This window comes from Amycolatopsis roodepoortensis, from assembly GCF_014873915.1.
GTDB classification, from domain to species: domain Bacteria; phylum Actinomycetota; class Actinomycetes; order Mycobacteriales; family Pseudonocardiaceae; genus Amycolatopsis; species Amycolatopsis roodepoortensis.
On the sequence record NZ_JADBEJ010000004.1, the window covers coordinates 1,366,865 to 1,393,121 of the forward strand.

General features: G+C 68.4%; 25 protein-coding genes. 16 read left to right on the forward strand and 9 right to left on the reverse strand.

Going from position 1 to position 26,257, the window contains the following annotated elements:
* Positions 1 to 21 precede the first annotated feature (21 nt).
* Positions 22 to 351, forward strand: a complete 330-nt coding sequence (locus H4W30_RS17130; protein WP_126730571.1) for a hypothetical protein — start codon at positions 22 to 24, stop codon at positions 349 to 351.
* A 72-nt stretch (positions 352 to 423) separates the two neighbouring features.
* Here the strand turns inward: H4W30_RS17130 and H4W30_RS17135 are convergent, their stop codons facing one another.
* Entirely contained in the window at positions 424 to 1,593 is a 1,170-nt protein-coding gene (locus H4W30_RS17135) for an acyl-CoA dehydrogenase family protein (RefSeq protein ID WP_192743707.1), read from the reverse strand.
* A 137-nt stretch (positions 1,594 to 1,730) separates the two neighbouring features.
* Here H4W30_RS17135 and H4W30_RS17140 point away from each other — a divergent pair, with 137 nt between their 5' ends.
* Positions 1,731 to 3,086, forward strand: coding sequence for a cation:dicarboxylate symporter family transporter (locus H4W30_RS17140; protein WP_192743708.1), 1,356 nt, complete (start codon positions 1,731 to 1,733; stop codon positions 3,084 to 3,086).
* 29 nt (positions 3,087 to 3,115) lie between these two features.
* Entirely contained in the window at positions 3,116 to 3,805 is a 690-nt protein-coding gene (locus tag H4W30_RS17145) for a 4'-phosphopantetheinyl transferase family protein (RefSeq protein ID WP_192743709.1), read from the forward strand.
* Positions 3,806 to 3,822: 17 nt separating this feature from the next.
* Here the strand turns inward: H4W30_RS17145 and H4W30_RS17150 are convergent, their stop codons facing one another.
* Positions 3,823 to 4,971: an isochorismate synthase gene (locus H4W30_RS17150; protein ID WP_192743710.1), complete on the reverse strand. Its 1,149-nt coding sequence runs from the start codon at positions 4,969 to 4,971 to the stop codon at positions 3,823 to 3,825.
* A gap of 107 nt (positions 4,972 to 5,078) precedes the next feature.
* On the reverse strand, positions 5,079 to 5,390 hold the full coding sequence (gene mihF / locus H4W30_RS17155; protein ID WP_005155963.1) for an integration host factor, actinobacterial type: 312 nt from the start codon (positions 5,388 to 5,390) through the stop codon (positions 5,079 to 5,081).
* Positions 5,391 to 5,842: 452 nt separating this feature from the next.
* On the opposite strand from mihF, the gene H4W30_RS17160 reads away from it, so the two are divergent.
* Both H4W30_RS17160 and H4W30_RS17165 read left to right on the forward strand, forming a co-directional pair.
* The gene (locus tag H4W30_RS17160) at positions 5,843 to 7,480 is read left to right on the forward strand and encodes a long-chain fatty acid--CoA ligase (protein ID WP_192743711.1); all 1,638 of its coding nucleotides are present in this window, start codon (positions 5,843 to 5,845) and stop codon (positions 7,478 to 7,480) included.
* A 100-nt stretch (positions 7,481 to 7,580) separates the two neighbouring features.
* The gene (locus H4W30_RS17165) at positions 7,581 to 8,843 is read left to right on the forward strand and encodes an ABC transporter substrate-binding protein (RefSeq protein WP_192743712.1); all 1,263 of its coding nucleotides are present in this window, start codon (positions 7,581 to 7,583) and stop codon (positions 8,841 to 8,843) included.
* A gap of 103 nt (positions 8,844 to 8,946) precedes the next feature.
* On the opposite strand, the gene H4W30_RS17170 is transcribed toward H4W30_RS17165, so the two are convergent.
* Positions 8,947 to 9,381, reverse strand: a complete 435-nt coding sequence (locus H4W30_RS17170) for a hypothetical protein (RefSeq protein WP_192743713.1) — start codon at positions 9,379 to 9,381, stop codon at positions 8,947 to 8,949.
* 176 nt (positions 9,382 to 9,557) lie between these two features.
* Between H4W30_RS17170 and H4W30_RS17175 the strand changes: the two genes are divergently transcribed.
* The 4 genes from H4W30_RS17175 to H4W30_RS17190 all read left to right on the forward strand — a co-directional run bounded on the left by H4W30_RS17175 (position 9,558) and on the right by H4W30_RS17190 (position 14,568).
* Positions 9,558 to 11,279 (forward strand): TIGR03767 family metallophosphoesterase, encoded by a 1,722-nt coding sequence (locus H4W30_RS17175; protein ID WP_192743714.1) that lies wholly within the window; start codon positions 9,558 to 9,560, stop codon positions 11,277 to 11,279.
* Between the two features lie 207 nt (positions 11,280 to 11,486).
* Positions 11,487 to 12,752 carry a C39 family peptidase gene (locus H4W30_RS17180; RefSeq protein ID WP_192743715.1) on the forward strand — a complete coding sequence of 422 codons (1,266 nt, stop codon included), beginning with the start codon at positions 11,487 to 11,489 and terminating at the stop codon, positions 12,750 to 12,752.
* Between the two features lie 80 nt (positions 12,753 to 12,832).
* Positions 12,833 to 13,927 carry an S-(hydroxymethyl)mycothiol dehydrogenase gene (locus H4W30_RS17185; RefSeq protein ID WP_126730554.1) on the forward strand — a complete coding sequence of 365 codons (1,095 nt, stop codon included), beginning with the start codon at positions 12,833 to 12,835 and terminating at the stop codon, positions 13,925 to 13,927.
* Positions 13,921 to 14,568, forward strand: a complete 648-nt coding sequence (locus H4W30_RS17190; RefSeq protein WP_126730553.1) for a gamma-glutamylcyclotransferase family protein — start codon at positions 13,921 to 13,923, stop codon at positions 14,566 to 14,568. The genes H4W30_RS17185 and H4W30_RS17190 overlap by 7 nt, the downstream gene beginning before the upstream one ends.
* Here the strand turns inward: H4W30_RS17190 and H4W30_RS17195 are convergent.
* Positions 14,546 to 16,165, reverse strand: a complete 1,620-nt coding sequence (locus tag H4W30_RS17195) for an FAD-binding oxidoreductase (RefSeq protein WP_192743716.1) — start codon at positions 16,163 to 16,165, stop codon at positions 14,546 to 14,548. The two genes, H4W30_RS17190 and H4W30_RS17195, sit on opposite strands and share 23 nt — an antisense overlap.
* A 97-nt stretch (positions 16,166 to 16,262) precedes the next feature.
* Here H4W30_RS17195 and H4W30_RS17200 point away from each other — a divergent pair, with 97 nt between their 5' ends.
* The 7 genes from H4W30_RS17200 to H4W30_RS17230 all read left to right on the forward strand — a co-directional run bounded on the left by H4W30_RS17200 (position 16,263) and on the right by H4W30_RS17230 (position 21,600).
* The gene (locus H4W30_RS17200) at positions 16,263 to 16,826 is read left to right on the forward strand and encodes a TetR/AcrR family transcriptional regulator (RefSeq protein WP_192744141.1); all 564 of its coding nucleotides are present in this window, start codon (positions 16,263 to 16,265) and stop codon (positions 16,824 to 16,826) included.
* On the forward strand, positions 16,823 to 18,361 hold the full coding sequence (locus tag H4W30_RS17205) for a glycerol-3-phosphate dehydrogenase/oxidase (RefSeq protein WP_192743717.1): 1,539 nt from the start codon (positions 16,823 to 16,825) through the stop codon (positions 18,359 to 18,361). Before H4W30_RS17200 ends, H4W30_RS17205 begins: the two co-directional genes overlap by 4 nt.
* 81 nt (positions 18,362 to 18,442) lie before the next feature.
* Positions 18,443 to 18,712, forward strand: a complete 270-nt coding sequence (locus H4W30_RS17210; protein WP_126730549.1) for a helix-turn-helix transcriptional regulator — start codon at positions 18,443 to 18,445, stop codon at positions 18,710 to 18,712.
* Positions 18,709 to 19,263 (forward strand): hypothetical protein, encoded by a 555-nt coding sequence (locus tag H4W30_RS17215; protein WP_192743718.1) that lies wholly within the window; start codon positions 18,709 to 18,711, stop codon positions 19,261 to 19,263. The genes H4W30_RS17210 and H4W30_RS17215 overlap by 4 nt, the downstream gene beginning before the upstream one ends.
* Entirely contained in the window at positions 19,260 to 19,490 is a 231-nt protein-coding gene (locus H4W30_RS17220; protein WP_126730544.1) for a hypothetical protein, read from the forward strand. Before H4W30_RS17215 ends, H4W30_RS17220 begins: the two co-directional genes overlap by 4 nt.
* The gene (locus tag H4W30_RS17225) at positions 19,487 to 20,413 is read left to right on the forward strand and encodes an ABC transporter ATP-binding protein (protein WP_192743719.1); all 927 of its coding nucleotides are present in this window, start codon (positions 19,487 to 19,489) and stop codon (positions 20,411 to 20,413) included. Before H4W30_RS17220 ends, H4W30_RS17225 begins: the two co-directional genes overlap by 4 nt.
* Complete coding sequence (locus H4W30_RS17230) at positions 20,410 to 21,600, forward strand: ABC transporter permease (RefSeq protein WP_192743720.1); 1,191 nt, start codon at positions 20,410 to 20,412, stop codon at positions 21,598 to 21,600. Before H4W30_RS17225 ends, H4W30_RS17230 begins: the two co-directional genes overlap by 4 nt.
* 64 nt (positions 21,601 to 21,664) lie before the next feature.
* Here H4W30_RS17230 and H4W30_RS17235 read toward each other — a convergent pair whose 3' ends face one another.
* The 4 genes from H4W30_RS17235 to H4W30_RS17250 all read right to left on the reverse strand — a co-directional run bounded on the left by H4W30_RS17235 (position 21,665) and on the right by H4W30_RS17250 (position 26,213).
* Positions 21,665 to 23,014 carry a cryptochrome/photolyase family protein gene (locus H4W30_RS17235; RefSeq protein WP_192743721.1) on the reverse strand — a complete coding sequence of 450 codons (1,350 nt, stop codon included), beginning with the start codon at positions 23,012 to 23,014 and terminating at the stop codon, positions 21,665 to 21,667.
* A gap of 114 nt (positions 23,015 to 23,128) precedes the next feature.
* Positions 23,129 to 24,445: a citrate synthase gene (locus H4W30_RS17240; protein ID WP_091598543.1), complete on the reverse strand. Its 1,317-nt coding sequence runs from the start codon at positions 24,443 to 24,445 to the stop codon at positions 23,129 to 23,131.
* Between the two features lie 192 nt (positions 24,446 to 24,637).
* Positions 24,638 to 25,579, reverse strand: coding sequence for a carbohydrate kinase family protein (locus H4W30_RS17245; protein WP_192743722.1), 942 nt, complete (start codon positions 25,577 to 25,579; stop codon positions 24,638 to 24,640).
* A gap of 43 nt (positions 25,580 to 25,622) precedes the next feature.
* Positions 25,623 to 26,213, reverse strand: a complete 591-nt coding sequence (locus tag H4W30_RS17250; protein WP_192743723.1) for a TetR/AcrR family transcriptional regulator — start codon at positions 26,211 to 26,213, stop codon at positions 25,623 to 25,625.
* Positions 26,214 to 26,257: the final 44 nt, after the last annotated feature.

The window sequence follows — 26,257 nt, forward strand, 5'->3', positions numbered from 1 at the left end:
TCTCTGGGGGACGCTCAAAGGGTGACTGAGGAGCAAACGATCCAACTCGAACTGGACGACTCGGGTCTCTCGCCGGCGTTGCCGGTACCTTCGAACCCCCGTGATCAGGTGCAGGACGTCCCCTACCGCCCGGTGGGATTCCGGGACGACGACCTGCCGACGGCCCTCGAACGGTGCGCGACATGGCTACGCCAGGCTCAGGAGTGGCTCGGGGAACCGGTCGACGTGCTGGCCGTCCATCTCGACTACGACGACCGCAAGGGTTCACCGTATTACGACGTGAAACTTCTCTGCAACGAGGAGGACCTGGCCGGGGTCCCGATCGCGATGCGGAACCAGAAGGAAGACTAGAGAAGTCCGTGAAGGCCTCCTTCCCTACCTTGAGCGTAGGGAAGGAGGCCTTCACGGCATGTCCGGCAAGCCTCAGCCCAAGGTGCCGCCGACCTTGACGTGCCCCTTGAGCAGGTTGCGCGCGATGGTCCGGCGCTGGATCTCGTCGGTGCCCTCGTAGATCCGCAGCAGCCGCAGTTCGCGGTACCACCGCTCGACCGGCAGTTCCCGCGTGTAGCCCATCCCGCCGTGGATCTGCAGGACGCGGTCGACGATCTCGTTCGCCTTCACGCCGCCGTACAGCTTCGCCATCGACTGCGCGTGCCGTGAGTCCAGCTTCTGGTCGACCTGCCAGGCGGCGTGCAGCACCAGCCAGCGCAGGGCCTCCAGCTCGGTGCCGGAATCCGCGATCATCCACTGGATGGCCTGGCGCTCGGCGATCTTCTGCCCGAACGTCTCCCGCGTGTTCGCGTGCTCGATGGCCATGGAGATCAGCCGTTCACAGGAGCCGATCGCGCGGGCGGGCAGCAGGTAGCGGCCGGCGCCGATCCACTGCATGGCCAGGTCGAAACCGTGGCCGAGCTCGCCGAGGATCTGCGTCTCCGGCACGCGGACGTCCTCGAAGACCAGCGCGGCCGGGCCCCATTCGCCCATGGTGTCGATGTATTCGGACTTCCAGCCGGCGTCGCGGTCGACGAGGAAACAGGTGACGCCGCCGTTGGCGCCCTTCTCCGGGTCGGTGATCGCGAAGACCATCACGAAGTCGGCCTCGTTACCACCGGTGATGAAGGTCTTCTCGCCGTTGATGACCCAGTCGGTGCCGTCCTTGCGGGCGGAGGTCCGGATGGCCTTCGCGTCCGAACCCGCACCGGGTTCGGTGATCGCGAAACACGACTTGCGTTCGCCGGAGATCGTCGGGAGCAGGTAGCGCTCCTTCTGCTCGTCGTTGGCGTAGTACAGGATGTTGTCCGCGCTGCCGCCGAAGCGGAACGGCACGAACGTGCGGCCGAGCTCGGCCTCCAGCAGCGCGGTCATCACCGCGGACAGGCCCATGCCGCCGTACTCCTCGGGCGTCTGCACCCCCCAGAAGCCGGATTCCTTGGCCTTCAGCTGCAGTTCACGCAGCTCGTCGGCGGTCAGGCCGGGCTGACCGGCGCGTTCGCGGCGCAGCACCTCCTGCTCACGCGGCATGAGGTCGCGCTGGACGAACGTGCGGACCCAGTCGCGCACCTCGCGTTCCTCGACGCTCAGAGAGAAATCCATGGTCAGCCCGCTCCTGTTCGACAGTGACCTAGCGCTGACTAAGCGCTCGCTTAGTCCAGCGTACCGCTTCGGTTGTCGTTCGCCGAGGAGTTGTCATAAGTTTTCGCGACCTGTCCCCATCCCGTCGAAGGGCACCCATGAGCACGGAAGCACCCGTGGCGAAGCGGGATCGCACCCATTACCTGTACATCGCCGTCATCGCGGCGGTGGCGCTCGGCATCGCGGTCGGCATCCTGTTCCCCCAGGTCGGCAAGGAACTGAAGCCGCTCGGGACCGGATTCGTGAACCTGATCAAGATGATGATCTCGCCGATCATCTTCTGCACGATCGCGCTCGGCGTCGGCTCGGTGGCGAAGGCCGCGAAGGTCGGCCGCGTCGGCGGGCTCGCGCTCGGCTACTTCCTGATCATGTCGACGGTCGCGCTGGTCATCGGCCTGGTCGTCGGCAACATCCTCCAGCCCGGCACCGGGCTGCACCTGACCCCCGAGATCGCCGAAAAGGGACAGGACCAGATCGCCAAGAGCGAGGGCACCGTCGACTTCCTCCTCGGGATCATCCCGGAGACGCTGGTCTCGGCGTTCACCGAAGGCGAGGTGCTGCAGACGCTGCTGGTCGCGCTGCTCGCCGGGTTCGCGCTGCAGAAACTGGGCACGAAGGGCGAGCCGATCCGCCGCGGTATCGAGCACATCCAGCGACTCGTGTTCCGGATCCTGGCGATGATCATGTGGGCGGCCCCGGTCGGCGCGTTCGGCGCGATCGCCGCCGTCGTCGGCGAGACCGGCTGGAAGGCGCTGCAGAGTCTCGCGGTGATCATGCTCGGCTTCTACATCACCTGCGCGTTGTTCGTGTTCGTGGTGCTCGGGCTGATCCTCGGCCTGCTCGCCAGGGTCAACATCCTGAAGCTGCTGCGCTATCTCGGCCGCGAGTTCCTGCTGATCCTCTCCACGTCGTCTTCGGAGTCGGCGCTGCCGCGGCTGATCGCGAAGATGGAGCACGCGGGCGTCTCCAAACCGGTCGTCGGCATCACCGTGCCGACGGGATACTCGTTCAACCTCGACGGCACGGCGATCTACCTGACGATGGCGTCCATCTTCATCGCGGACGCGCTCGACAAACCGCTGAGCATCGGCGAGCAGATCTCCTTGCTGGTGTTCATGATCATCGCCTCGAAGGGCGCGGCCGGGGTCACCGGCGCGGGGCTGGCGACGCTGGCGGGTGGGCTGTCCTCGCACCGGCCGGAGCTGGTGGACGGCGTCGGGTTCATCGTCGGCATCGACCGGTTCATGTCCGAGGCCCGCGCGCTGACCAACTTCGCGGGCAACGCCGTCGCGACCGTGCTGATCGGCACCTGGACCAACGAGATCGACCGCGAGCAGCTGGACCGGACGCTGAACGGCCGATCGCCGTTCGACGAGGCGACGCTGCTCGACGAAAACGCGAGTGATGCCAGTGCGGGATCGGGCAGAGACGCTACTCAACGAACACCCGAGTAATCCGGTGCTGGATCGGGTAAAAAGGAGGGGTGATCGAATGCGCGGTCCGCTGGTCCGAGCCCCTGCCCGCCGAACCCCGGTTCCTGGCCCTGCTCGATGAGCTGGAGCAGGGCCGGTACGGGAACTACCGCCAGGACATCGACAAACGCCGGTTCCTGACCGGCCGCGTCCTGGCGAAGACGGTCGCCGCCGAGCGGCTCGGCATGGCCGTCGAGGACGTGGGCTTCGACGCGACCTGCGACGACTGCGGCAAACCGCACGGACGGCCCAGGGTCCCCGGCGCGCCGCTGATGCTGTCGATCTCGCATTCCGGCGACCTCATCGGCGTCGCGGCCACCGCGGGGACGCCGGTCGGTCTCGACGTCGAGACGGCCACCAGGCGCGCCGAGGACTCGCTCATGGAGTACGCGCTGACCCCCGCCGAGCTGGCCGCGATCGCCGGGCTGTCGGACGACGAGCGCACGACGGCGTTCTTCACCTACTGGACGCGCAAGGAAGCCGTCATGAAGGCCACCGGGAAGGGCCTCAAGATCCCGCTGCAGAGCATCACGTTCTCCGGCTACGACGAGCAGGCGCGGCTGGTGCGGTCGAGCCACCAGGCCCTCGACCCGGCCCGGACCCGCCTCGCGGACCTGAAGGCGGCCGAGGGCTACCGGGCCGCCGTCGCGCTGATCACCTCGGACGACATCTCGGTCACCGAAACCTTCGCGGCCCTCTGACCCTCCCGCGTTTCGCGTCAGATCTCCAGGCCCATCGCGGCGAGCAGGGTGCGGAACTTCGCCGACGTCTCGTCGAGTTCGGTCCGCGGGTCGGAGGCGGGCACGATGCCGCCGCCGGCGTACAGCCGCATGGAGGTGTCGGCGATCTCCGCACACCGGATCCCGACGGCCCATTCGCCGTCCCCGGCCGCGTCGACCCAGCCGACGGCGCCCGCGTAGTACTCGCGATCGAACGGCTCCAGCTCCTGGACCAGCGACCGCGCGGCGCCGGTCGGCGTGCCGCAGACAGCCGGCGTGGGATGCAGGGCGGCGGCGAGGTCCAGCGCGGTGACGTCCTCGTCGATCAGCTCACCCGTGACGGTGGTCGAGAGATGCCAGATCGCCGGCGTCGAGACGAGTTCCGGGCCGCGGACGTCGAGCTTGCGGCAGAACGGCCGCAGGATCTCGACGACGGACTCGACCACGACGGCGTGCTCGACGTGGTCCTTTTCGGACGCCAGCAGCGCCTCACCATTCGCCTTGTCGATCGCCGGGTCCGCGGACCGGGGCATCGACCCGGCATGCGGCCGGGACACGACGGCGCCGCCGGTGCGGGAGAGCAGGAGTTCGGGAGTGGCGCCGACGAGCGTGCGCCCGCCGGGCAGCTGCGCGGCGTAGGTGGTGTGCCTGGGGTTGCCGTTCGCGAGGTTCCTGACCACCGCGGCGGCCGGGACGGCCTCGTCGAAGTCGAGATCGAGCGCGCGGGCCAGGACGACCTTGCGCAGGTCACGGTCGCTCAGCGCGGAGACGGCAGCACGGACGGCGGCCAGATGGGCCTCCGGTTCGGGCACAGGGGTGACCTTGACCGGCTGCGGGAGCGCGGTCCGCGGCGGGACGGCCGCGTGGCCGGACGACGCGCGGTGGACCGCGCGCGGGAGCACCAGATGCCCCGGTGTCGACGTGGTGTCGCTGGTGTCGAAGGGCAGCACACCGACCGCGATCGAAGCACCCGAGTCGGTGAACAGCCCGGGGAGCATCCCGGACAGCCGCGACGGCTCGGTGTCGGTCGCGGTGGCCACGACGCCGCTCGCGAGGAGCGCGTGCCGTGCCGTGGCCAGGAGGAAGTCGCCCCGCTCGTAGCGGGCGGCCAGGTCTGCCGGGGTCGCCGGTGCGGTACTGGTCGTCACCCCACCAGCGTCCCAGGCTCCGGCTGAGACCAGGGGAAAGTGTTGCCCGGGCAACAGCCTCTCAGGCAACACCTTCCCCCGGACAGCCCGTGACCTGGGCGGAAGCGTTACTTCAGCGCCTCGAGAAGGGCCTCGCGCTGCCGCTCGCCCAGGCCGGCGGCACGCCGGTCCGGGTCGATCCCGGCCTGCTCCAGCAGGGCGGCGACCTTGACCGCGCCCAGGCCGGGCACGGCCTTCAGCAGCTGCGTGACCTTCGTCTTGCCGATGGTCTTGTTCTCCTTGGCCTGCTTGAGCACCTTGTCGATGCTCTCCTTGCCGGACTTGATCGACGCAAGCAGCTCGGAGCGCGCTTTGCGAGCCTCAGCCGCCTTGGCGAGGGCATCGGCGCGCTGCTCCGGAGTCAACGTGGGCAGAGCCAACGTAGTAGTCCTTTCATCTCAGGTCTCCGCTTTCGCGGCCGACGGCCTTTAAACCATGCTTGCAAGAGCAAGCGCTGGCCAGCCGTCTCTGTACCACGGCTCCAGTAAACGCCACCCGTTCCTCGGCCGTGAAACCGACACGCACTTATTACCCCTCGACCACGCCGCGGGCAACCCGCCCCAGCCTGCGGAAACACCCCGTCCGGGGCGCGATTTGCCAGCGTTCATCACCCTTATGAGCGATGTCATCACTTCGCACAGTCAGCCATTTTTCGTTTCATGGCGCGAAAAATACGAATTATTGATGATCTTGACCCGAACCGGCGGCCACCCGTTAGCGCGACACTGTGACCGAACGGTTGCCTGCGATGTTACTGACCGGTTCACCCCTCCCGGATTAGAGTCGGCCGCAACCCCAGTTCACCGGAGAACGAGCACCACGGGAGTACGCGATGTTGAGCACGATGCAGGACGGGCAGCTGTCACTGGGCAGGCTCCTCCGCCACGGCACCAAGGTGCACTCCGAGAGCGAAGTCATCACCTGGACCGGTTCAGAAGCCCGCCGCGAGACCTTCGGCGAACTCGGCAAGCACGCCGCCCGCCTGGCCAACGCCCTCCGGAGCCTCGGTATCACCGGAGACCAGCGCGTCGGCACCTTCATGTGGAACAACGCCGAGCACATGGCCGCGTACCTGGCCATCCCGGCCATGGGCGCGGTGCTGCACACGCTGAACATCCGGCTGTTCCCGGAGCAGCTCGTCTTCGTCGCCAACCACGCCGAGGACCAGGTCGTCATCGTCGACGGCACGCTGGTCCCGCTGCTGGCCAAGCAGCTCCCCGAGCTGAAGACCGTGCGGCACGTCATCGTGGCCAACGGCGACGCCTCCTCCCTGCCCGCGCCCGAAGGCGTCCAGGTGCACTCCTACGCCGAGCTGCTGTCCGGCCAGCCGGACACCTTCGACTGGCCCGAGGTGGACGAGCGCTCGGCCGCCGCGATGTGTTACACCTCGGGCACCACGGGTGACCCGAAGGGCGTGGCGTACTCCCACCGGTCGATCTGGCTGCACTCCATGCAGGTCACGATGTCCGACAGCATGCGGCTGGCCCAGCACGACAAGGCCCTCGCGATCGTCCCGATGTTCCACGCGATGGCGTGGGGCATGCCGTACGCGGCGATGATGGTCGGCGCCTCGCTGCTCATGCCGGACCGCTTCCTCCAGCCCGCGCCCATCGCCCAGATGCTCGAAGCCGAGAAGCCGACCTTCGCCGGCGCCGTCCCGACGATCTGGCAGGGCCTGCTCTCCCACCTCGACGCGAACCCGCAGGACATCTCGCATCTGCGCGAGGTCGTCGTCGGCGGATCCGCGGCGCCGCCGTCACTGATGCACGCGTTCGAGGACCGCTACGACGTGCCGATCCTGCACGCCTGGGGCATGACGGAGACGTCGCCGCTCGGCAGCGTCGCGCGTCCGCCCGCCGCCGCGACCGGTGAGCAGGCCTGGGATTACCGCTACACCCAGGGCCGGTTCCCGGCGTCCGTCAGCGCCAGGCTGATCGGCGACAATGGCGAGGAACTGCCGTGGGACAACGAAAGCGTCGGCGAGCTCGAGGTGCAGGGCCCGTGGATCGCGGCGTCGTACTACGGCGGCACGACCGGTGACGAGCCCGACCCGGAGAAATTCCACGACGGCTGGCTGCGCACCGGCGACGTCGGCAAGATCAGCCCGGACGGCTATCTCACGCTGACCGACCGCGCGAAGGACGTCATCAAGTCCGGCGGCGAGTGGATCTCCTCGGTGGATCTGGAGAACCAGGTGATGGCGCATCCCGCGGTGGCCGAAGCGGCCGTGGTCGGCATCCCCGACGAGAAGTGGGACGAGCGCCCGCTGGTCGCCGTCGTGCTCAAGGAGGGCCAGAGCGCCACGGCCGAGGAACTGCGCGAGTTCTTGTCGGACAAGGTCGCGAAGTGGCAGCTGCCGGAGAATTGGACCTTTGTGGACGAAGTCCCGAAGACCAGTGTCGGCAAGTTCGACAAGAAGCGGCTGCGCGCGTTCCACTCCGAAGGCAAACTCGACATCAGTCAGCTCTAACGGGTTAATCTCCCGCGCGCCTGCCCTTCCGTGAAGGCCATCTTGAGGGACGCTGGTCCCTGAAGATGGCCTTCACTGCGTTCGGCGAAGGGTTTTGTTGGTGCGTAAGACAAACAGGCGGACGTTCCTGGCGCTGGCGGGGACGACCCTGCTCTCTGCCTGCGGGTCCAACACCGTCCAAACGGGAAACCCGCCCCCTTCGACGGCCTACTCCGCCGGGGTGACCAGGCCGAAGCCGAAACCGGTCGACCTCACGCAGTGGTACCACCCGTATCCCGAAGCCGGAGTCCAAGAAGCCGTCACGCGCTATGCGGCGGCGTACCAGAAGTCCAAGGTCTCGGTGCAGTGGAATCCGGACGACTACGAGACGAAACTGAACGCCGCGCTGCAGGCAGGCCCGGTCCCGGACGTCTTCGAAGGCCAGGTCACCGTCGACCGCGTCCGGCAGAACCTCCTCGTCCCGCTGGACGACGTCGTCGGACCCGTACGCGGGGATTTCAACCCGTCGGTGCTGGCGGCGCAGACGGTCGACGGCAAGATCTACGGGATCCCGCAGGCACTCGACACCCAGGTCCTCTTCTACCGCAAGAGTTTTCTCCAGGAGGCCGGTGTCCAGCCGCCGCAGACGCTGGACGAACTGGTCGACGCCGCGAAGAAGCTGTCCAAGGACGGCGTCAAAGGCCTGTTCGCCGGCGACGACGCGGGCGCGGCGGCGCTCGCCGGGCCGCTGCTGTGGTCGGCCGGGCTCGACTACGTCAAGGACGGCAAATCCGCGGGCTTCGACGATCCGCGTGCCGCCACGGCGTTCGCGAAACTCCACGAGCTCAACAGTTCACTGCTGCTCGGCGCTTCGACAGACTGGGCGGATCCGCTCCCCTTCATCGACGGGCTCACCGCCATGCAGTGGACCTGGCTGTGGAACCTGCCGAAGATCCAGGACACGGTGAAGGACGACTTCGGCATCCTGCCGTTCCCCCGGCTCGACGCGGCGGGCACGCCGTCCGTCCCGGTCAGCGGGCTGAGCGCGATGGTGCATGCCAAAAGCCTGAACCCCAACGCCGCCAAGGACTTCGTCAAATGGCTGTGGCTGGAGCGCGTCGACTTCCAGCAGGAGTTCGCCACCAGGTTCGGGTTCCACCTGCCAGCACGGCTGAGCGTGCTCGGCAAGGTCGCCGCGGCGGCCGACGCCGCGAAGCTGGTCAAGGAGAACGGCCGCGCCGCCGGTCCACTGTGGACGTCGACGGCGAACACGGCACTCGTCGACGCGCTGGGCAGGATCGCCCGCGACGGGGCCGACCCGGCGGCCGAGACCAAGGCCGCCGTCGAGGCCGTCAAGGCCGAACTGGGGCGCCTTTCCGCGTGACCCGTCCAGTCACGACAGGGTGTGTGGAAATAGGGACACTCAACGTCCCTATTTCCACACACCCCTCACCTTCGGCGACCCCTCAGGCGCTCGCGACCTGGCCCTAGTCCCCCGAGACACCCCAGATCGCCAGCTCCACCGCGACGTCGTTCTCGTACAGCAGCGCGCAGTTCGCGCTCCAGCGCGGGCGGCGCTCGTACGGCAGCCGCCCCGCTTTGTCGAGTTCGTCGAAGTCGGCGACGGACGGCTCCTCGGTGCCGAAGGCGGCCACGAGCTCGGCGTCGGTCAGGGGCCGGATCGTGCCGAAGTCGTCCTCGCCCGTGGCGCTGATGAACTCGTGGACGTCGAGCACGGAATGCGTCCCGGACTCCTGGACGCTCTCCACCTCGTACAGCTCGTCGATCGAGTCCGGGCGGCCGAGTTCGTCCTCCTCCCAGAGGTAGTCGCCCTCCTCGAAGACACGCGCCTTCATCGCGTCCAGCGCCGCTTCCGGATCGCCCTCGAACCGGCCGCGGACCGACCAAGCCGAAGCACCCACCTGGCCACCTCCCACGCTCGCCAAGCGGCCAGCGTAACCAGCCCGCTTGGCTTCTTTGGTATTCCGCCAAACGTGACAAATTTTCGCATTACCCTTTTCTGGCGTTCACCTCACGGCTAACGTCTTGCGGCATCGTCCTTCCGCGACATCCATCCGCGACGACTGGGGGCACCGCCATGTCCGTCATCTCGAGGCGCACCTTCACCGCGGCAGGCGCCGCCGGTGTCGGCCTGCTGCTGTGCACGCCGACCGCCAACGCGCTCGACCGGGCACTGGCGCGCACCACGACCCGCGCGGTGCGCACCGCGGGGACCACCCTCGAAGCCGCGGCGGCCCCGCGGACCAGCGGCCCCGGCTACACGCGGCTGACCGCGGGCCCCGGCTGGCCGCTCGTCGTCCGCGGCGATCTGGCCGCGCCGAAGGCCGGCCGCGACGACCGGCGCCGCGCGATGGCCTCCTTCGCGCAGTTCACCGACCTGCACTTCACCGACGCCGAAAGCCCGGCGCGGTTCGAGTACCTGCACCCGTTCGTCGGCTCGGCGCACCGGCCGCAGGAAACCCTCGGCCCCGTCGCGACGACGGCGCTGGTGGAGCGGGTGAACAACCTGAAGGCCGGCCCGTTCACCGGACGGCCGATCGACTTCATGGTCACCACCGGCGACAACACCGACAACCACGAGCTCATCGAGCTCGAATGGTTCCTCAAGGTGCTCAACGGCGACACGGTGAACCCCACCTCGGGCGACCCGGACGTGCACGAAGGCGTCCAGACGTCCGGGTCCTCGCACTACTGGAACCCCGGCAAGACGCTGGACGACGCGTACACGAAGAAGGGCTTCCCTCAGCTGCCCGGCCTGCTCGACGCCGCCTCGAACACCTTCACCTCGCCCGGCCTCGACGTCCCGTGGTTCTGCACCTTCGGCAACCACGACGACAGCATCGTCGGCACCGTGCCGGACTTCCCGGGCATGGACGGCTGGTACACCGGCCGGTTCAAGGTGATCGGCAAGGACGAGACGACGTCGCGGAAGCTCGCCAAGGCGATCGGGTCCGGCTCCGGCGTCCCGGTCACGGAGCTGTTCGGCGGTTCGGGCACGATCCGCGAGATCACCCCGGACGAGCGACGGCGGCCGTTCAGCACCGCGGAGTTCGTGCGCCACCACCTCGACTCCGCCAACACCGGGCCCGGCCCGGTCGGCCACGGGTTCAGCGAGAACAACGCCGACGGGCGGAACGTGTACTACACCTTCCGCATCGCGCCGGAGATCACCGGCATCAGCCTCGACACCACGACGATGGCCGGGCTGGCCGACGGATCGATCGGGCTCGGGCAGTTCACCTGGGTGGAGAACACGCTCAAGCGCAACAGCTCGACGTACTACGACTTCTTCGGGCGCAAGGTCACGCAGAACGTGACGGACGAGCTGTTCATCCTGTTCAGCCACCACACCAGCGACACCATGGGCAACGTGCTGCCGGACGCGCGGCATCCGCTCGAGATCCGGCTCAACGGCGACACCTTCGTCTCGCTTCTGCACCGGTTCCCGAACGTGCTGGCGTGGGTCAACGGGCACACGCACCACAACAAGATCACCCCGCACACCGGCAAGACGGCGAAGCAGAGCTTCTGGGAGATCAACACCGCTTCGCATATCGACTTCCCGCAGCACGCGCGGATCATCGAGGTCGCCGACAACGCCGACGGCACGTTGTCGCTGTTCACGACCCTGATCGAGGCGGAAGCCCCCTACGAGGCGTCGTACACCGACACCTCGACGCAAGCGCTTGCGTCGCTGTACCGGGAGTTCTCGTACAACGACATCCACGCCTCGCTTTCCGCCGTCGGCACCGCCCAGGACCAGAACACGGAACTCCTGCTGCCGAACCCGCTGGCCTGAGTTACACCTCCAATCACGCGAGTTACGCCTCCAAACACGCGAGTTCGCCGTCTGATCACACGAGTCGGCCGTCGGCTCAGGGCCAGAGACGCGACTCGCGTGATCGGGGGCGTAACTCGCGTGATTGAACGGCGAACTGTTTACATACCTCGCGCGACCCGCGAAAATCCCTTCCCTACTGGGTGGACACGAGGGATGGAGCGCCGGATGCGGATACGAGGGCTGGTCACGCTGTTGACGATCGCGACGATGACCGCGGTGACGGCACAGACGGCGGAGGCCGGTCCCGGCCGCCCGGACGACGAGTCGATCGACTTCCACGACTGGTCCGGTCACCACGGTTTCCGTGACGGCAGGCTCGAAGGGCTCGGCCTCGACCACGGCGCGCTGCGCATCGACCGCCCGATCGGCACGGTCGAGCACACCGAACCCACGCTCGGCACCACGAAGACCTACGAATACGGCCAGTGGACGTCGGGGAGCCACACGCAGGGCTTCGACGCCTCCCAGCTGGTCGCCTCGTGGAACGCGAAGACGCCGGCCAAGACGTGGATCAAGGTCGAGGCCAAGGGCCGCACCGCCACGGGCACAGAGACGTCTTGGTACGTCATGGGCCGGTGGGCGAGCGGGGACGCCGACATCAAGCGCACCAGCGTCGACGGCCAGAGCGACGCCAACGCCGCGGTCGACGTCGACACGCTGGTCATGAAGGCCGGAGTCGCGCTGCGCTCGTACCGGCTGCGCGTCAGCCTGTACCGCGAGGCCGGATCCCGCGCCACGCCGTCGGTGACGTCGGTCGGCGCGATGACGTCGCTGGTCCCGGACCGCTTCGAGGTCAAGGCGACGAAACCGGGCCGCGCCACCGGCATCGAGCTCAAGGTGCCCGCCTACGCGCAGAACCTCCACAAAGGACAGTTCCCGGAGTACGGCGGGGGCGGCGAGAACTGGTGCAGCCCCACCTCCACCGAAATGGTCGTCGAGTACTGGGGCAAACGGCCCAAGCCCGAGGACATGAAGTGGATCCCGGAGGGTTACGTCGACCCGACCGTCGCGTACGCCGCCCGCCACACGTTCGACTACGCCTACGACGGGACAGGCAACTGGCCGTTCAACACCGCGTACGCCGCTTCACTCGGACTGCGTGGGCACATCACCCGTTTGCACTCCTTGAACGAACTCGAGAACTACATCGCGCGCGGTATCCCGGTGATCACGTCGCAGTCGTTCAAGGCCGAGGAGCTCGACGGCGCGGGCTACGGCACCGCCGGGCACATCATGGTCGTCGTCGGCTTCACGAAGGACGGTGACGTGATCGCGAACGACCCGGCCGCCAACAGCAACGACCGGGTCCGAAACGTCTACAAACGACACCAGTTCGAAACGATCTGGCAGCGCACCAAGCGGTACAACACGAATGGCGGCGTTTCCAGTGGCCCCGGCGGGATCGCGTACATCATCACGCCTGGACACTGAACCGATACCGCACCCGAGCGGATGTCGCGATCCGGGCCGCCCCCGTGGCAAGCTCGGAGTTCGTCGACTCGGAGGTGCGCATGCCGTACGAGGTCCAGGGCGTCGTTTCCCGCGCCAAGGGTGAACCGGTCTCGCTGGAGCCCGTGACGGTGCCCGACCCCGGGCCCGGCGAGGCCGTCGTCTCGGTCAAGGCGTGCGGCGTCTGCCATACCGACCTGCACTACCGCGAGGGCGGGATCAACGACGAATTCCCGTTCCTGCTCGGCCACGAGGCCGCGGGATTCGTGGAGGCCGTCGGCGACGGCGTCACCGGCCTCGAACCGGGCGACTACGTGATCCTGAACTGGCGCGCGGTCTGCGGCACCTGCCGGGCCTGCCGCCGGGGCAAGCCCTGGTACTGCTTCTCGACGTTCAACGCCGCGCGGCCGATGACCCTGGCCGACGGCACCGCCCTGTCACCGGCGCTCGGCGTCGGGGCGTTCCTCGAGAAGACGCTCGTCCACAGTGGACAATGCACGAAGGTCGACCCCGCCGCCGAACCGGCCGTCGCCGGGCTGCTCGGCTGCGGGGTGATGGCCGGTCTCGGCGCGGCGCTGAACACCGGCGCGGTGAGCCGCGGCGATTCCGTCGCGGTCATCGGCTGCGGTGGCGTCGGCGACGCCGCGATCGCCGGGGCCAACCTGGCCGGCGCGAAGACCATCGTCGCCGTCGACACCGATGACCGGAAGCTCGCCTGGGCCAAGGACTTCGGCGCCACGCACACCCTGAACAGCAAGGGGCTGAGCGAAGACCAGGTCGTCGAGGCGATCCGGGAGTTCACCGATTCGTTCGGCGCGGACGTCGTGATCGACGCGGTCGGCAGGCCCGAGACATGGCGGCAGGCGTTCTACGGCCGGGATCTGGCGGGCACGGTCGTGCTCGTCGGCGTCCCGACCCCGGACATGCGGCTGGATCTGCCGCTGATCGACTTCTTCTCGCGCGGCGGCTCGCTCAAGTCGTCGTGGTACGGCGATTGCCTGCCCTCGCGCGATTTCCCGATGCTGATCGACCTCTATCTCCAGGGCAGGCTCCCGCTCGACAAGTTCGTCACCGAGCGGATCGCCCTCGACGGTGTCGAGCAGGCCTTCGAGCGCATGCATCACGGCGACGTGCTCCGCAGCGTGGTGACCTGGTGAAACTCTTCACCGACGCCGATTTCCCCGCCGATCCGTATCCGGGAGCGCGACCGGGGCATTCGTTCGTCCACTTCGACGGCGCCGGGCACAGCCTCGACACCGCGCCGGAGGGCTGGCGCGAACGTCAGGCCGTGCTGGCCTACGGCTCGAACGCGTGCCCGTCCAAGATCACCTGGCTGCGGGAGCACATGGGCCTGACCGGCCCGGTCGTCGTCTGTCACGCGCGCTGCGCCGACCTCGCCGCGGTCTGGGCGTCCGGTCTGCGGTTCCGGGACGGGCAACGGCCCGCCACACTCGCCGCCGCACCCGGCGTCGTCGAGGAGCACTCCGTCTGGTTCGCGACGCCGGAGCAGCTCGCCGTCCTCGATCGCTGCGAGGGCAAAGGACAGCGTTACAACCTGGTGCGGCTGACCGCCCCGGCCATCACCCTCGACGACGGCACCGTGCTCGACGACGTCGTGGCGTACGTCGGCGCCGCGGACATCCGCCTGCCGATCCTGGTGGACGGCAGGCATATCCGCGTCGCCGACCTCGAACAGCGCCGGGCCGCGGCGCTGGAAGGGATCCCCGCCGAAACACACGGTCTGGACTGCACGCTGGTCGAGGCCGGGACGCTGGTCAGAGAAGCTTCCCGGGATTGAGGATCCCGGCCGGGTCGACGGCCTTCTTCGCCGCTCGCAACACGTCGACCCCGAGCGAACCGATCTCCGCCGCCAGATAGCGCGCGTGGTCGACGCCGACGGCATGGTGATGCGAGATCGTGCCGATCCCGGTGATCGCCTCCGAGGCCGCCGCCTTCGCCCGCTGCCATTGGCCGACCGGGTCGGCCTCGTCGCGCGCGGTGAGCACGGTGAAGTACAGCGACGCGCCCGTTTCGTACGCGTGCGAGACGTGACACATGATGATGGCGTTGCCGAGCGTCGCGGTGAGCGCGGCGCGGACCGCGTCGCGCAGGTCGCTCAGTTCCGCCCAGTATGTGGCGGTTTCGAGGGTTTCGACGCAGACACCGTTGTCCATCAGGGCATCCCGCTGCCGAGGGCCGGAGAACCGGCCACGGCGCCAGGATTCGCCGAGCGTGGCGCCGATGCGGACGGCACCGAACTCCTTCAGCACGCCGGTGGTCTCTCGGCGGCGCCGGGCGACTTCGCGCTTCGACGCGCCTTCCCAGCCGACGATCAGCAGGCAAGGCGCGTGGACACCGCGCGCCTCGAGATACCGGCGCAGCGCCTTGGTCTTCAGACTGTCGTTGAGCGCGAGCGAAACCTCGCTCTCGTCCACATCGGACAGTCGGGTGACGTCCGCGAGCACGTGCCGCTGGGCGAGTTCGCGGACCGCGTCGGTGCCCTTCTCCCAGCCATCCAGGACATAACCCTCGTAACGGCGCACTTCCGGCACCGGGCGGACGCGGAGGGCGACCTCGGTGATCACCCCGAGCGCGCCTTCGCTGCCGATGGCCAGCTGCCTCAGGTCGGGTCCCGCGGCGGACGCCGGCGCGACGCCGAGTTTCCATTCCCCGCGCGGAGTCGCGAGCTGGACACCCTTGACCATGTCCTCGAAGCGTCCGTAGCCCGACGACGCCTGACCGGCGGACCGGGTCGCGGCGAAACCGCCGATGGTGGCCCGTTCGTAGGACTGGGGCACGTGACCGAGGGTGAAGCCGTGCTCGGCGAGCAGCCGGTCCGCCTCCGGACCGGTGAGGCCCGCCTGCAGGACCGCGATCCGGGACACCGGGTCGACGGAGACGAGGTCACCGAGCCGGGTGAGGTCGAGCGCGATCACCGCGCTCTTGTCCCCGCGCAGCGCCGCGACCCCGCCGACCACCGAAGTCCCGCCGCCGAACGGGACGACGCCGACGTCGTGCCGGGCACAGATCTCCAACAGCGACTGGACTTCGGCGGGATTCTCCGGCAGGACGACGGCGTCCGGCACCGGAAAATCACCGAACCCGCGCCGCCGTACCAGGTCCAGATAGGACAGACCGCCCGCCCTGGCGAGCCGCTCCCCCGGCGACAGCAGGACATGCTCGGCGCCGACGAGTGCTTCGAGGTCTCGTTTCGGCTGTTCGCTCAGCGCCGAATCGGGAACGGACAGGGCCGAATCGGGCGCGAGGGGGGCCGCGGAGCCCAGCGGACCGATACGCTGGACGAGCCACCTCAAGGCCTTCGCCGGAAGGTGGGCCGCGTCACCGCCTTCGGGCGTCCAGGATCGTCTTAACCGGTGGTCAATAAGCTCCGTCACGACTACAGTGTTACATATGGACGTAAAACGTCACTCACCTGCGGAAACAGGCGTTTCGGCACTGGCGGACACCCGATCCCGCCAGGCCTCGACGCGTGTGTCCGACGACGTTCTGCTCGACGCCGCGAAGAAGTGCGTGCTCGCGGTCGGCGTGAGGCGGACCACCCTCGCCGAGATCGCCCGGACCGCGAAGGTCAGCCGGATGACCGTCTACCGCCGGTTCCCGGATGTGCGCAGCGTGCTCGCGACCCTCATGACCCGTGAATTCGGCGGCCTGTTGCAGGGTGCCGCCGAGCCGGACGTCGAGCCCGCCAACTTCCGCGAAAAGCTCGTCCAGAGTTCGTCCGCCGCCGTCGCCGCACTGTCGGGCGACCCGTTGTTCCGCACCCTGCTGGACCTCGACTCCGAACTAGTCCTGCCCTACATCGTCGAGCGGTTCGGGAAGACGCAGCGGTTCGCCGAAGGCGTGATCCTGCACCTGCTGAAGTCCGGCCACGAAGACGGCTCGATCCGCGAGGGCGACCTGCCTTCGCAGGCGCGCACCCTGCTGCTGCTCATCCAGTCCTTCGCGTTCTCCTACCGCCCCGCCACCACGGACGTGAACGAGAAGGAGCTGATGGCGGAATTCGCCCACGTACTCGACGCGGCGTTGCGGCCGTGACGCCGGGCTCGCTCAACGCTCTGCGGCGCGACCGGGAACTCACGGCACTGGCCGACGGTGAGCGGGTCGATCTGGTGGTGGCCGGCGGCGGTGTCACCGGCGCCGGGATCGCGCTGGACGCGGCCGCGCGCGGGCTCTCGGTGGCCCTGATCGAGGCGTACGACCTGGCGTACGGGACGTCACGCTGGTCCAGCAAGCTCGTCCACGGCGGCCTCCGGTACCTGGCCAAAGGCGATCTGGCGCTGGCGCACGAAAGCGCCGTCGAACGCGGCATCCTCATGACCCGCACGGCCCCGCATCTCACCAGGGCGCTCCCGCAGCTGTTCCCCTTGTACCGCAAGACCTCCCGCGGCCAGCAGGCGTTCATCATGACCGGCCTCCTCGCCGGCGACGGCCTCCGCCGCGCGGCGGGCACCCCGGCGTCGGTGCTGCCTCGGCCGAGGTCGATCCCGGCCGCGGAAGCGCTGGCGCTCGCACCCGGCCTGTCCCCGCAGGGCCTGCGCGGAGCGCTGCTGGCCTACGACGGCGCACTGACCGACGACGCGCGCCTGGTCGTGAACCTGGCACGCACGGCGGCGGCGCGCGGCGCGAAGATCCTGACGAAGGTCGAAGCGCTCCGGCTCGACGCGGAATCGGTCCTGGCCAGGGACAGGCTCACCGGGCAGGAGATCGAGATCCACGCCCGGCAGGTGATCAACGCGACGGGCGTCTGGGCGGGTGAACTGGCGGAATCGGTGCGGCTGCGGCCTTCCCGCGGTTCGCATCTCATCCTGGCCGCCGGAGCGGCGCCGATCGGCGCGACGTCGGTCAACGTGCCCGTGCCCGGCGAGAACAACCGCTTCGTGTTCCTGCTGCCGCAACCGGACGGCCGGGTGTTCGTCGGCGTCACCGACGAGCCGACCGACGGCCCGGTCCCGCGCGTGCCGTCCGTGCCGGAGTCCGATGTGGACTTCCTGCTCGAAGTGGCGTCGACGGCGTTCACCCGCCCGCTGACGCGAGACGACGTCGCGGGTTCGTTCGCCGGGCTGCGGCCGCTGGTCGAGGGCGGCGGACGCAGCGCGGATCTCTCGCGTAAACACGCGGTGGTGACCGGCGCCGACGGCGTGCTCACCGTCGTGGGCGGCAAGCTGACGACGTACCGGAAGATGGCCGAGGACGCCGTCGACGCGGCGCTGAAACGGTCCGGGCTCCTCGCCGGGCCATCGACCACGTCCCGGCTCCCGCTGCTCGGCGCGACACCACGCCACCGTTTGTCCACTGTGGACGCGTCGCCACGGCTGGTCGCGAAGTACGGCACCGAGGCGCCGCGGGTCGCGGCCCTCGGCGAGGTCGATCCGGAACTGGGCCTGCCGCTGTTCGACGGCGCCGAGATCAGCGCGGCGGAGGTCGTCTGGGCCGTGCGGCACGAGGGCGCGCTCGACGTCGAGGATGTCCTGGAGCGCCGCACCCGGCTCGGCCTGGTCATCCCGGACGCCGAGGCCGCCCGCGGCCGCGTCCAGGAACTTGTCGACAAATCGCTCGCCGGACTCGCCTGACCTCCCGCATTTAGTCCTCTAAATGCGGCGAGTGATGCCCTCAGCTTGACGTGTCGTTGGGTTTTTGCAACAGTATGTTCCATGAGCCCGGTAAGACGCGGCAAAGAGCTGCCGATCTACAACCGGCTTCCCGTGCTCCGGGCCGAGCGCGGACTGAGCAGGGCCGCCCTCGCGGCGGCCGTCGAGGTCAACCCGCAGACCATCGGCGCGCTCGAACGGGGGGACCACTATCCGAGTCTGGACCTGGCGTTCCGCATCTGCGCGGTGTTCGACCTCCCGGTCGAGGCCGTGTTCAGCCGCGAACCGTTCACGCCACTGTCCACTCAGGTCTACCGGGAGGGGGGAGCATGAGTGAAGGGCGAGGCCGGCTCGCGGCGTACTGGGAGCGCCAGCAGGAACGGCTGGACGAACTGGAACGCAAGCGAGCGCTGAGGCTTCCGGCCTGGCGCACGAGGAAGCGACGGCGGACGTTGAGCGTGCTGGTGGTCCTCGGCGATCTGATCCTGATCGCCGGCGCCGCCCTGTTCCATTCGGGGCCATCGACGGTGTTCGTCGTGTGCTGGTTCGGCGGCTGCGTCATCGCCGGCGGTGCCCATTACCTGCTGCGGATCCTCACCGGCAAGATGAGCGGAGGGTTCTCGCTCCGGCTCGACGAACGCGAACGGGAATGGCGCCACCGCGTGACCTTCGTCAGCTACCAGATCCTTGTCGTGCTGATGATGGTGGCGGTGTTCTACAGCCTGATCATCGCCGACACCGAGGACGGCGGCGTCCGCGGCGCGATGATGGCCTGCGCGCTGCTGGTCACCGGGACCACGCTCGCCGGCGTCATCCTGGGCTGGTCGCTGCCGGACGACGACCCCGAGGACTACACCGACTTCGAGGGGGTGCCTCCGGTATGACCGGGGACAAGAAACGGTACAGGTTGTCCATCGGCGTGGTCGCCGTCGTGCTGGTGGCGGGTGGGGTCCTCGCCGGCGCGGGCCGGGCGGCCCTGGTGTACCGGGCCACTTCGGTGGTGAGCAACGTCAAGCTGGACGGGCTGATCCAGCGCAACCGCACGGTTTCCGGCGTCCATCGGGGATTCACGGCGCTGGTGCGGTATTTCGAAGAGGGGAAGTGGAAATGAGCGAGGGGAAGCTGGAGATCGATCGGATCTCCAAGCGGTACGGCGCGAAGGTCGCGCTGGACGAGGTGAGCTTCGAGGTCCAGCCCGGTGAGCTGTTCGGGTTCGTCGGCAGCAACGGCGCGGGCAAGACCACCACGATGCGGATCGTGCTCGGGGTGCTCGCGGCCGACTCCGGCCAGGTGCGCTACGACGGCGCCCCGATCACCCACGAGACCCGCACCCACATCGGGTACATGCCGGAGGAACGCGGGCTGTACCCGAAGATGAAGGTGCTGGAACAGCTGGTCTACCTCGCCGAACTGCACGGGATGTCGGCCAACGACGCCCACCGCAGCGCCGAGAACTGGATCGCCCGCCTCGGGCTGACCGAACGGCGCAAGGACGAGGTCCAGAAGCTGAGCCTCGGCAACCAGCAGCGTGTGCAGCTCGCCGCGGCGCTGGTGCACGACCCGAAGGTGCTGGTGCTGGACGAGCCGTTCTCCGGCCTCGACCCGCTGGCCGTGGACGTGATGAGCGGTGTGCTGCGCGAGAAGGCCGCGACCGGGGTGCCGGTCGTGTTCTCCAGTCACCAGCTGGATCTGGTCGAGCGGCTGTGCGACCGCGTCGGCATCATCCGAAGTGGACGGATGGTCGCCTCCGGTACCGTCTCGGAGCTGACCGCCGGCGCGGGCAACGGTCTCGTCGTCACCGCGCCCGCCGCCTCGCCCGGCTGGGCTTCGGCCGTTCCCGGTGTCCGGGCGGTCGAGCAGAACGGCGGGACGACGATCCTCGAACTCGAGGCCGGAGCCGACGACCAGGCCGTGCTCGCCGCGGCACTGGCCACCGGCCCGGTCACCGAGTTCACCAAACGCAGGCGTTCGCTGACCGAGCTCTTCCGCGACGCGGTCGCCGAGAAGCCGGCGGCACAGGGAGTTTCCGCATGAACACCGTTTCCTCATGGCGCGCGGTCTGGCTGATCGCCAAACGCGAGCTGAACACCCGGCTGCGCACCAGGTCCTTCGTGATCGGCACCGCCGTACTGCTGGTCATGCTGATGGGGTACGTCCTTCTGCAGTCCACGCTGATCAGCAACGAGGACAAGAGCAAGGTCGGGCTCACCGGCCAGACCGCCGGGATCGCGCAGCAGCTCAAGACCGCGGGCGAAGCCATCGGCGAAAAGATCGAGACCGTCACCGTCGCCGATCCGGCGCAGGGCCGGGCGCAGGTCGAGAACGGTGATCTGGACGCGCTGCTGTCCGGCAACGCCACCGAGCTGAAGGTGCTCGTCAAGTCCGAATTGGACACGAAGCTGCGTTCCCTGCTGAACGGCGTGTCCCAGCAGGAAGTGCTGAACGGCATCCTGTCCGAGGCACAGAAGTCGCCGGACGAGGTGATGCGCACGGTCCACCAGACCCAGGTCGAGGTCGACTCGATCAAACCGCCGGATCCCGAGAAGGCACAGCGGACGGTGATCGGGCTGATCGTGGCGGTGCTGCTGTACATGAGCATCGTGACCTACGGGACGCTGGTCGCGCAGGGCGTGGTCGAGGAGAAGTCCAGCCGGGTGGTGGAGATCCTGCTGTCCACGGTCCGGCCGTGGCATCTGTTGCTGGGCAAGGTGATCGGGCTCGGCCTGGTCGGCCTCACGCAGCTGGTGATCATCGGCGGTGCCGGGTTGATAGTCGCTTCGGCGACCAACGTGCTGACGCTGTCCGGAGTCGCGACGGGCGCCCTGCTGTGGGGTGTCGTGTGGTACCTGCTCGGGTTCCTGTTGTACGCCACCATCTACGGCGCGATGGGTTCGCTGGTCTCCCGGCAGGAGGACACCCAGTCCGTGATCGGCCCGGTCAACATCGTGCTGATCCTCGGCTTCGTCGTCGGGTTCAACCTGCTGGCCCAGTCGCCGGAGGGCACGGGTACGAAGGTGCTCTCCCTGGTGCCGCTGCTTTCCCCGGTGCTGATGCCCGCGCGGATCGCCGCCGGGACGGTCGAGACGTGGGAGATCGTGGCGTCGCTGGGCCTGACCGTGGCCGCCATCGCCCTGTTCACCTGGCTGGGCGCGCGGATCTACCAGAACAGCGTGCTGCGGGTCGGCAGCCGGATCAAGCTTTCGGAAGCCCTGCGCGGCTGACCCGTTCGCGCGTGAAGGCCCCCTTCCCTCGGCTGAGCCGAGGGAAGGGGGCCTTCACGCGCGTTCAGGTTCCTTTGATGGCGCCGTAGCGCTCGAGGGCGACCTGACGTTCGTGGGCGTGGTCGACCATGGGCGCGGGGTAGCCCTCGACGTTCTCCGGTCTGTGCACGGCTTTACCCTGCACAGACCGGAGTTCGGGAACGTAACGACGGACGTAGTCGCCGGCGGGGTCGAACTTCTCCCCCTGCGTGGTCGGGTTGAAGACCCGGAAGTACGGTGCGGCGTCGGTGCCGCTGCCCGCGACCCACTGCCAGTTCAGCTGGTTCGACGCGAGATCGCCGTCGACCAGATGCTTCATGAAATGCCGCGCGCCGAGCCACCACGGCAGATGCAGGTCCTTGACCAGGAAACTCGCCACGATCATGCGGACACGGTTGTGCATCCAGCCCTCGGCGAGCAACTGGCGCATCCCGGCGTCGACGATCGGGAACCCGGTGCGTCCCTCGCACCACCGCCGGAAAGCCTCGTCGTCGCTCTCGTGTTCCATGGCGTCGAACCGGGAATCGTAGTTCTTCCGCGCGGTTTCGGGCCGGTGCCACAGCACGTCGGCGTGGAACTCGCGCCAGGCGAGCTCGCCGCGCAGCGCCTTGGCGCCGGATTCCTCGTTCCCGGCGAGGTCGGCCAGCAGGGTGCGGGGGTGGACGCAACCCCAGCGCAGATACGGCGAAAGCCTTGTCGTGCCGGGACGATCGGGCCGGTCGCGATCTTCGTCGTAGGTTTCGAGGCCGTCGTCCAGGAACTCGTGCCAGCGTTCGAGCGCCGCCCGCTCGCCCGGCTCCGGCAGCTCCATTCCCTTGAGCGAAGGGGATTTCGGGAGCTTGACGGATCGCGGCGGCTCCACCCAGTCCACAATGGACTTCCCGGTGTCCGCCGGCCGCGGCCAGCCATGGCGCACCCACGCGCGGTAGAACGGCGTGAAGACGCGATAGGGGTCGCCGTCGGGTTTGGTCACCCGGCCGGGCGTGATCGCGTACGGAGAACCCGTCTCGGCCCAGGCGATGTCGTGCTCCGCCAACGCCTTCTTGACCTCGTCGTCGCGGCGGCGGCCGTACGGGCCGGTGTCCGCGCTGACGTGCACCGTCGCGGCGCCGACCTCGCGAGCGGCCTTGACGACCTCCGTGGCCGGGTCGCCCTTGACGAGCATCAACCGTCCGCCGAGCTGATCGTCCAGCGCCTTAAGGCAGCCGTGCAGGAACGCGACGCGCGGGGCACCGGAGGGTTTGAGGAGTGCGTCGTCGAGGACGTACAACGCGAGGACGTGCTTGCTGTGCTTCGAAGCCTCCAGCAGGGCGGCGTGGTCGCCGAGGCGGAGGTCGCGGCGGAACCACAGCACTACCGGGGCTTCTCTGGTCACTCCCGAAACCCTAAGCGTGCTCTCGTGCCTCCGCACGCCCGGATGTCATGAAAGGGCCGTTCCCGACGGAAAACGTCAGGAACGGCCCTTTCATGACACTTGCGGGAGGGAGGATCAGCGCTCCGAGATGGGCGCGTAGTCCCGCGACGCGTAGCCGGTGTAGATCTGCCGCGGGCGGCCGATCTTGGTGGCCGGGTCCTGGATCATCTCGCGCCAGTGCGCGATCCAGCCCGGCAGGCGGCCGAGCGCGAACAGCACGGTGAAGTACTTCGTCGGGAAGCCGAGCGCCCGGTAGATCAGACCGGTGTAGAAGTCGACGTTCGGGTACAGCTTCCGCTCGATGAAGTAGTCGTCCGAAAGCGCGGTCTCTTCCAGCTTCTTCGCGATGTCGAGCAGCTGGTCGCCGCCCTTGAGCTTGGAGAGGATCTCGTCCGCGGTGTTCTTGATGATCTTGGCGCGCGGGTCGTAGTTCTTGTAGACCCGGTGCCCGAAGCCCATCAGGCGGACACCCTTTTCCTTGTTCTTCACGCGGGTGACGAAGTTCGCGACGTCGCCGCCCTCGGCCTGGATGCCCTCGAGCATGTCCAGGACCGCGCTGTTGGCGCCACCGTGCAGCGGGCCGAACAGCGCGTTGATCCCGGCCGAGATCGAGGCGAACAGGTTCGCCTCGGAGGAGCCGACGAGCCGCACGGTCGAGGTCGAGCAGTTCTGCTCGTGGTCGGCGTGCAGGATGAACAGCAGGTCGAGCGCCTTGGCGACGTCCGGGTCGACCTCGTAGGGCTCGGCAGGGAAGCCGAAGGTCATCCGCAGGAAGTTCTCGACCAGGCCGAGCGAGTTGTCCGGGTACAGCAGCGGCTGGCCGACGGACTTCTTGTACGCGTACGCGGCCAGGGTCGGGACCTTGGCCAGCAGGCGGATGGTGGACAGCTCCACGTTCGCTTCGTCGAACGGGTTGAGCGAGTCCTGGTAGAAGGTCGACAGCGCGGATACGGCGCTGGAGAGCACCGGCATCGGGTGCGCGTCGCGCGGGAAGCCGCTGAAGAAGGCCTTGAGGTCCTCGTGCAGCAGGGTGTGCCGCTGGATCTTCCCGGTGAACTCCTCCAGCTGAGCCTGCGTGGGCAGCTCGCCGTAGATGAGCAGGTACGAGACCTCGATGAAGGTCGACTTCTCGGCCAGCTGCTCGATCGGGTACCCGCGGTAGCGCAGGATGCCGGCGTCACCGTCGATGTAGGTGATGGCCGAGGACGCGGCACCGGTGTTCACGAACCCAGGGTCGTGGGTGATGTACCCGGTCGTCGCCAGCAGCTTCCCCAGCTCGATCCCAGGCGCGCCCTCGACCGGGTGGATCACCTTGAACTCGTGCTCGCCGTTGGGCAGGCGCAGCGTCGCGGTCTCGCCGGACTGCCCCGCAGCCGTCGTCGCGTCGGACATGTAAGTCCCTCTCACGTTCAGCACGGGCCGGCGGCGCCTGTAGGTTCCACAGGTACGCCCTCTTTCACGCGCGTGACCCACGGCCTCGCTGCACACCGCCCCGCTGGGGTATGAATTCCCCTCTACGCTAGTCGAGAATGGGGTCAACGCGCAGCGGGTGAGTTGCTCACAACAGCCCCTTTGGGACCAGGTTCACACGGCGGATGCCATATCGTCCGCCGTCGGCGGTTCCGCCCCGCTCCGCGAGACGGTGATCGACGCCGCTTTCGCCGCGAATTCGAGCGCCGTCCGCCAGCCGTCGGCGTCGAGTGTGGACAAGTCACGCACGCCGTTCGAGTACAGCCACGCCAGGAGGGCGCCCTGCACGGTGTCCCCGGCGCCGATCGTGTCCACGACGTCGACCCGGCGTGACGGGACCTGCGCGATTTCGCCCGCTCGTGTGATCACGGACAACCCCCGCGCGCCCCGGGTGAGCACGACGGCATCGACTCCGCAAGAGGTCCAGACCTTTGCGGCGTCGACCGGGTCGGCGCCCTCGGCGAGCCATTCCGTGTCGTCGTCGGAGATCTTGAGCAGGCGGACATGCGGCAGCCAGGACTCGAACCGCGCGCGGTACGCCGCCGGATCGGTGATCAGCGCCGCACGGATGTTCGGATCGAGCACGGTCAGGACGCCGCGGGCGGATTCGCGGCGCAACACGGTTTCGTACGTGCTCGCGCCCGGCTCCAGGACCATGCCGAGGGTGCCGAGCGAGAGCGCCGTCACATCCTCCGGCAGCGGGCCGGGGTCGGCGACCAGCCGGTCCGCGGTGCCCTCGGTGTAGAAGGTGTACCGCGCGGAACCCTTTTCGTCGAGCGCGACCACGGCGAGCGTCGTCGGCTCGTTTCCCCGCTGCAGCAAGGCGGTGTCGACGCCGGAGGCGTGCAGCCGGTCCACCAGCGCGACGCCGAAGCGGTCTTCGGAGACGCGTGAGAGGAAGCCCGTCGGGACGCCGAGCCGCCCGGCGGCGAGCGCGACGTTGTAGGGACCACCACCCATCCGGGGCAGGAGCGCGCGCAACCCACCGTCCACAGTGGAATCCAATGGTGCACCGGGAACGAGGTCGACCAGCGCCTCTCCACCTACGACGATCACGGGCGCGATGCTAGCCGAGGCGGCGGCCGGATCACCAGAATTGTCAGTTCAGGACATTTTTTGTCGCTATCCCGCCGAGCAAAAGCTCCGACAACGCGGTGAACGCTTCGGCGTCGGTCACCCCGGCGCGCTGACCGATCACTCCGGTCTGGATTCCCTCGATGATCAGCCCCGCCATTTCCGCGATCAGCCGCGCGTGCACCTCGCGGAAAACGCCGTCGGTGACGCCGCGGTCGATGAACGACCGGATCCGCCCGGCCGCGGCGCGGCTGTTGAGCTGATACGCGTCCCGCGCCGGCGCGAATTCGGCTATGTCGGTCATGAAAGCGGCCGAAGCGCGATTCAGGTACTCGGAGATCCCGGCGAGGTACTCGCCAAGGATCTTGCGGGCGTCGTCGATCCCGGCGATCCGCTCCTCCAGCAGCTCGGCGGCGCCCTTGAAAAAGTGGGTGACGACCTTGACCGCGAGCTGCTCCTTGCTGGGCGCGAGCGCGTAGAGGGTCGACTTCGAGCAGCGGAGCCTGGCGGCCAGGTCGTCCAGCGTGAACTGGGAAAACCCTTCGGCGAGAAAGAGCGCTTCAAGCTCCGAGAGCAGTGCTCTCTGACGCGCGGTGGGCTGGCGGCGCGAGGTCATCGGATCACTATCCCCTACGCGAACGGTATACCCCCAGCGCCGTC

Coding starts and splice junctions, on each gene's coding strand:
- H4W30_RS17210 (WP_126730549.1), top strand. CDS start 18,443: ATGAGCCCGGTAAGACGCGGCAAAGAGCTGCCGATCTACAACCGGCTT.
- H4W30_RS17185 (WP_126730554.1), top strand. CDS start 12,833: ATGCCGTACGAGGTCCAGGGCGTCGTTTCCCGCGCCAAGGGTGAACCG.
- H4W30_RS17180 (WP_192743715.1), top strand. CDS start 11,487: ATGCGGATACGAGGGCTGGTCACGCTGTTGACGATCGCGACGATGACC.
- H4W30_RS17175 (WP_192743714.1), top strand. CDS start 9,558: ATGTCCGTCATCTCGAGGCGCACCTTCACCGCGGCAGGCGCCGCCGGT.
- H4W30_RS17250 (WP_192743723.1), bottom strand. CDS start 26,213: ATGACCTCGCGCCGCCAGCCCACCGCGCGTCAGAGAGCACTGCTCTCG.
- H4W30_RS17160 (WP_192743711.1), top strand. CDS start 5,843: ATGTTGAGCACGATGCAGGACGGGCAGCTGTCACTGGGCAGGCTCCTC.
- H4W30_RS17135 (WP_192743707.1), bottom strand. CDS start 1,593: ATGGATTTCTCTCTGAGCGTCGAGGAACGCGAGGTGCGCGACTGGGTC.
- H4W30_RS17225 (WP_192743719.1), top strand. CDS start 19,487: ATGAGCGAGGGGAAGCTGGAGATCGATCGGATCTCCAAGCGGTACGGC.
- H4W30_RS17240 (WP_091598543.1), bottom strand. CDS start 24,445: ATGTCCGACGCGACGACGGCTGCGGGGCAGTCCGGCGAGACCGCGACG.
- H4W30_RS17140 (WP_192743708.1), top strand. CDS start 1,731: ATGAGCACGGAAGCACCCGTGGCGAAGCGGGATCGCACCCATTACCTG.
- H4W30_RS17215 (WP_192743718.1), top strand. CDS start 18,709: ATGAGTGAAGGGCGAGGCCGGCTCGCGGCGTACTGGGAGCGCCAGCAG.
- H4W30_RS17220 (WP_126730544.1), top strand. CDS start 19,260: ATGACCGGGGACAAGAAACGGTACAGGTTGTCCATCGGCGTGGTCGCC.
- H4W30_RS17230 (WP_192743720.1), top strand. CDS start 20,410: ATGAACACCGTTTCCTCATGGCGCGCGGTCTGGCTGATCGCCAAACGC.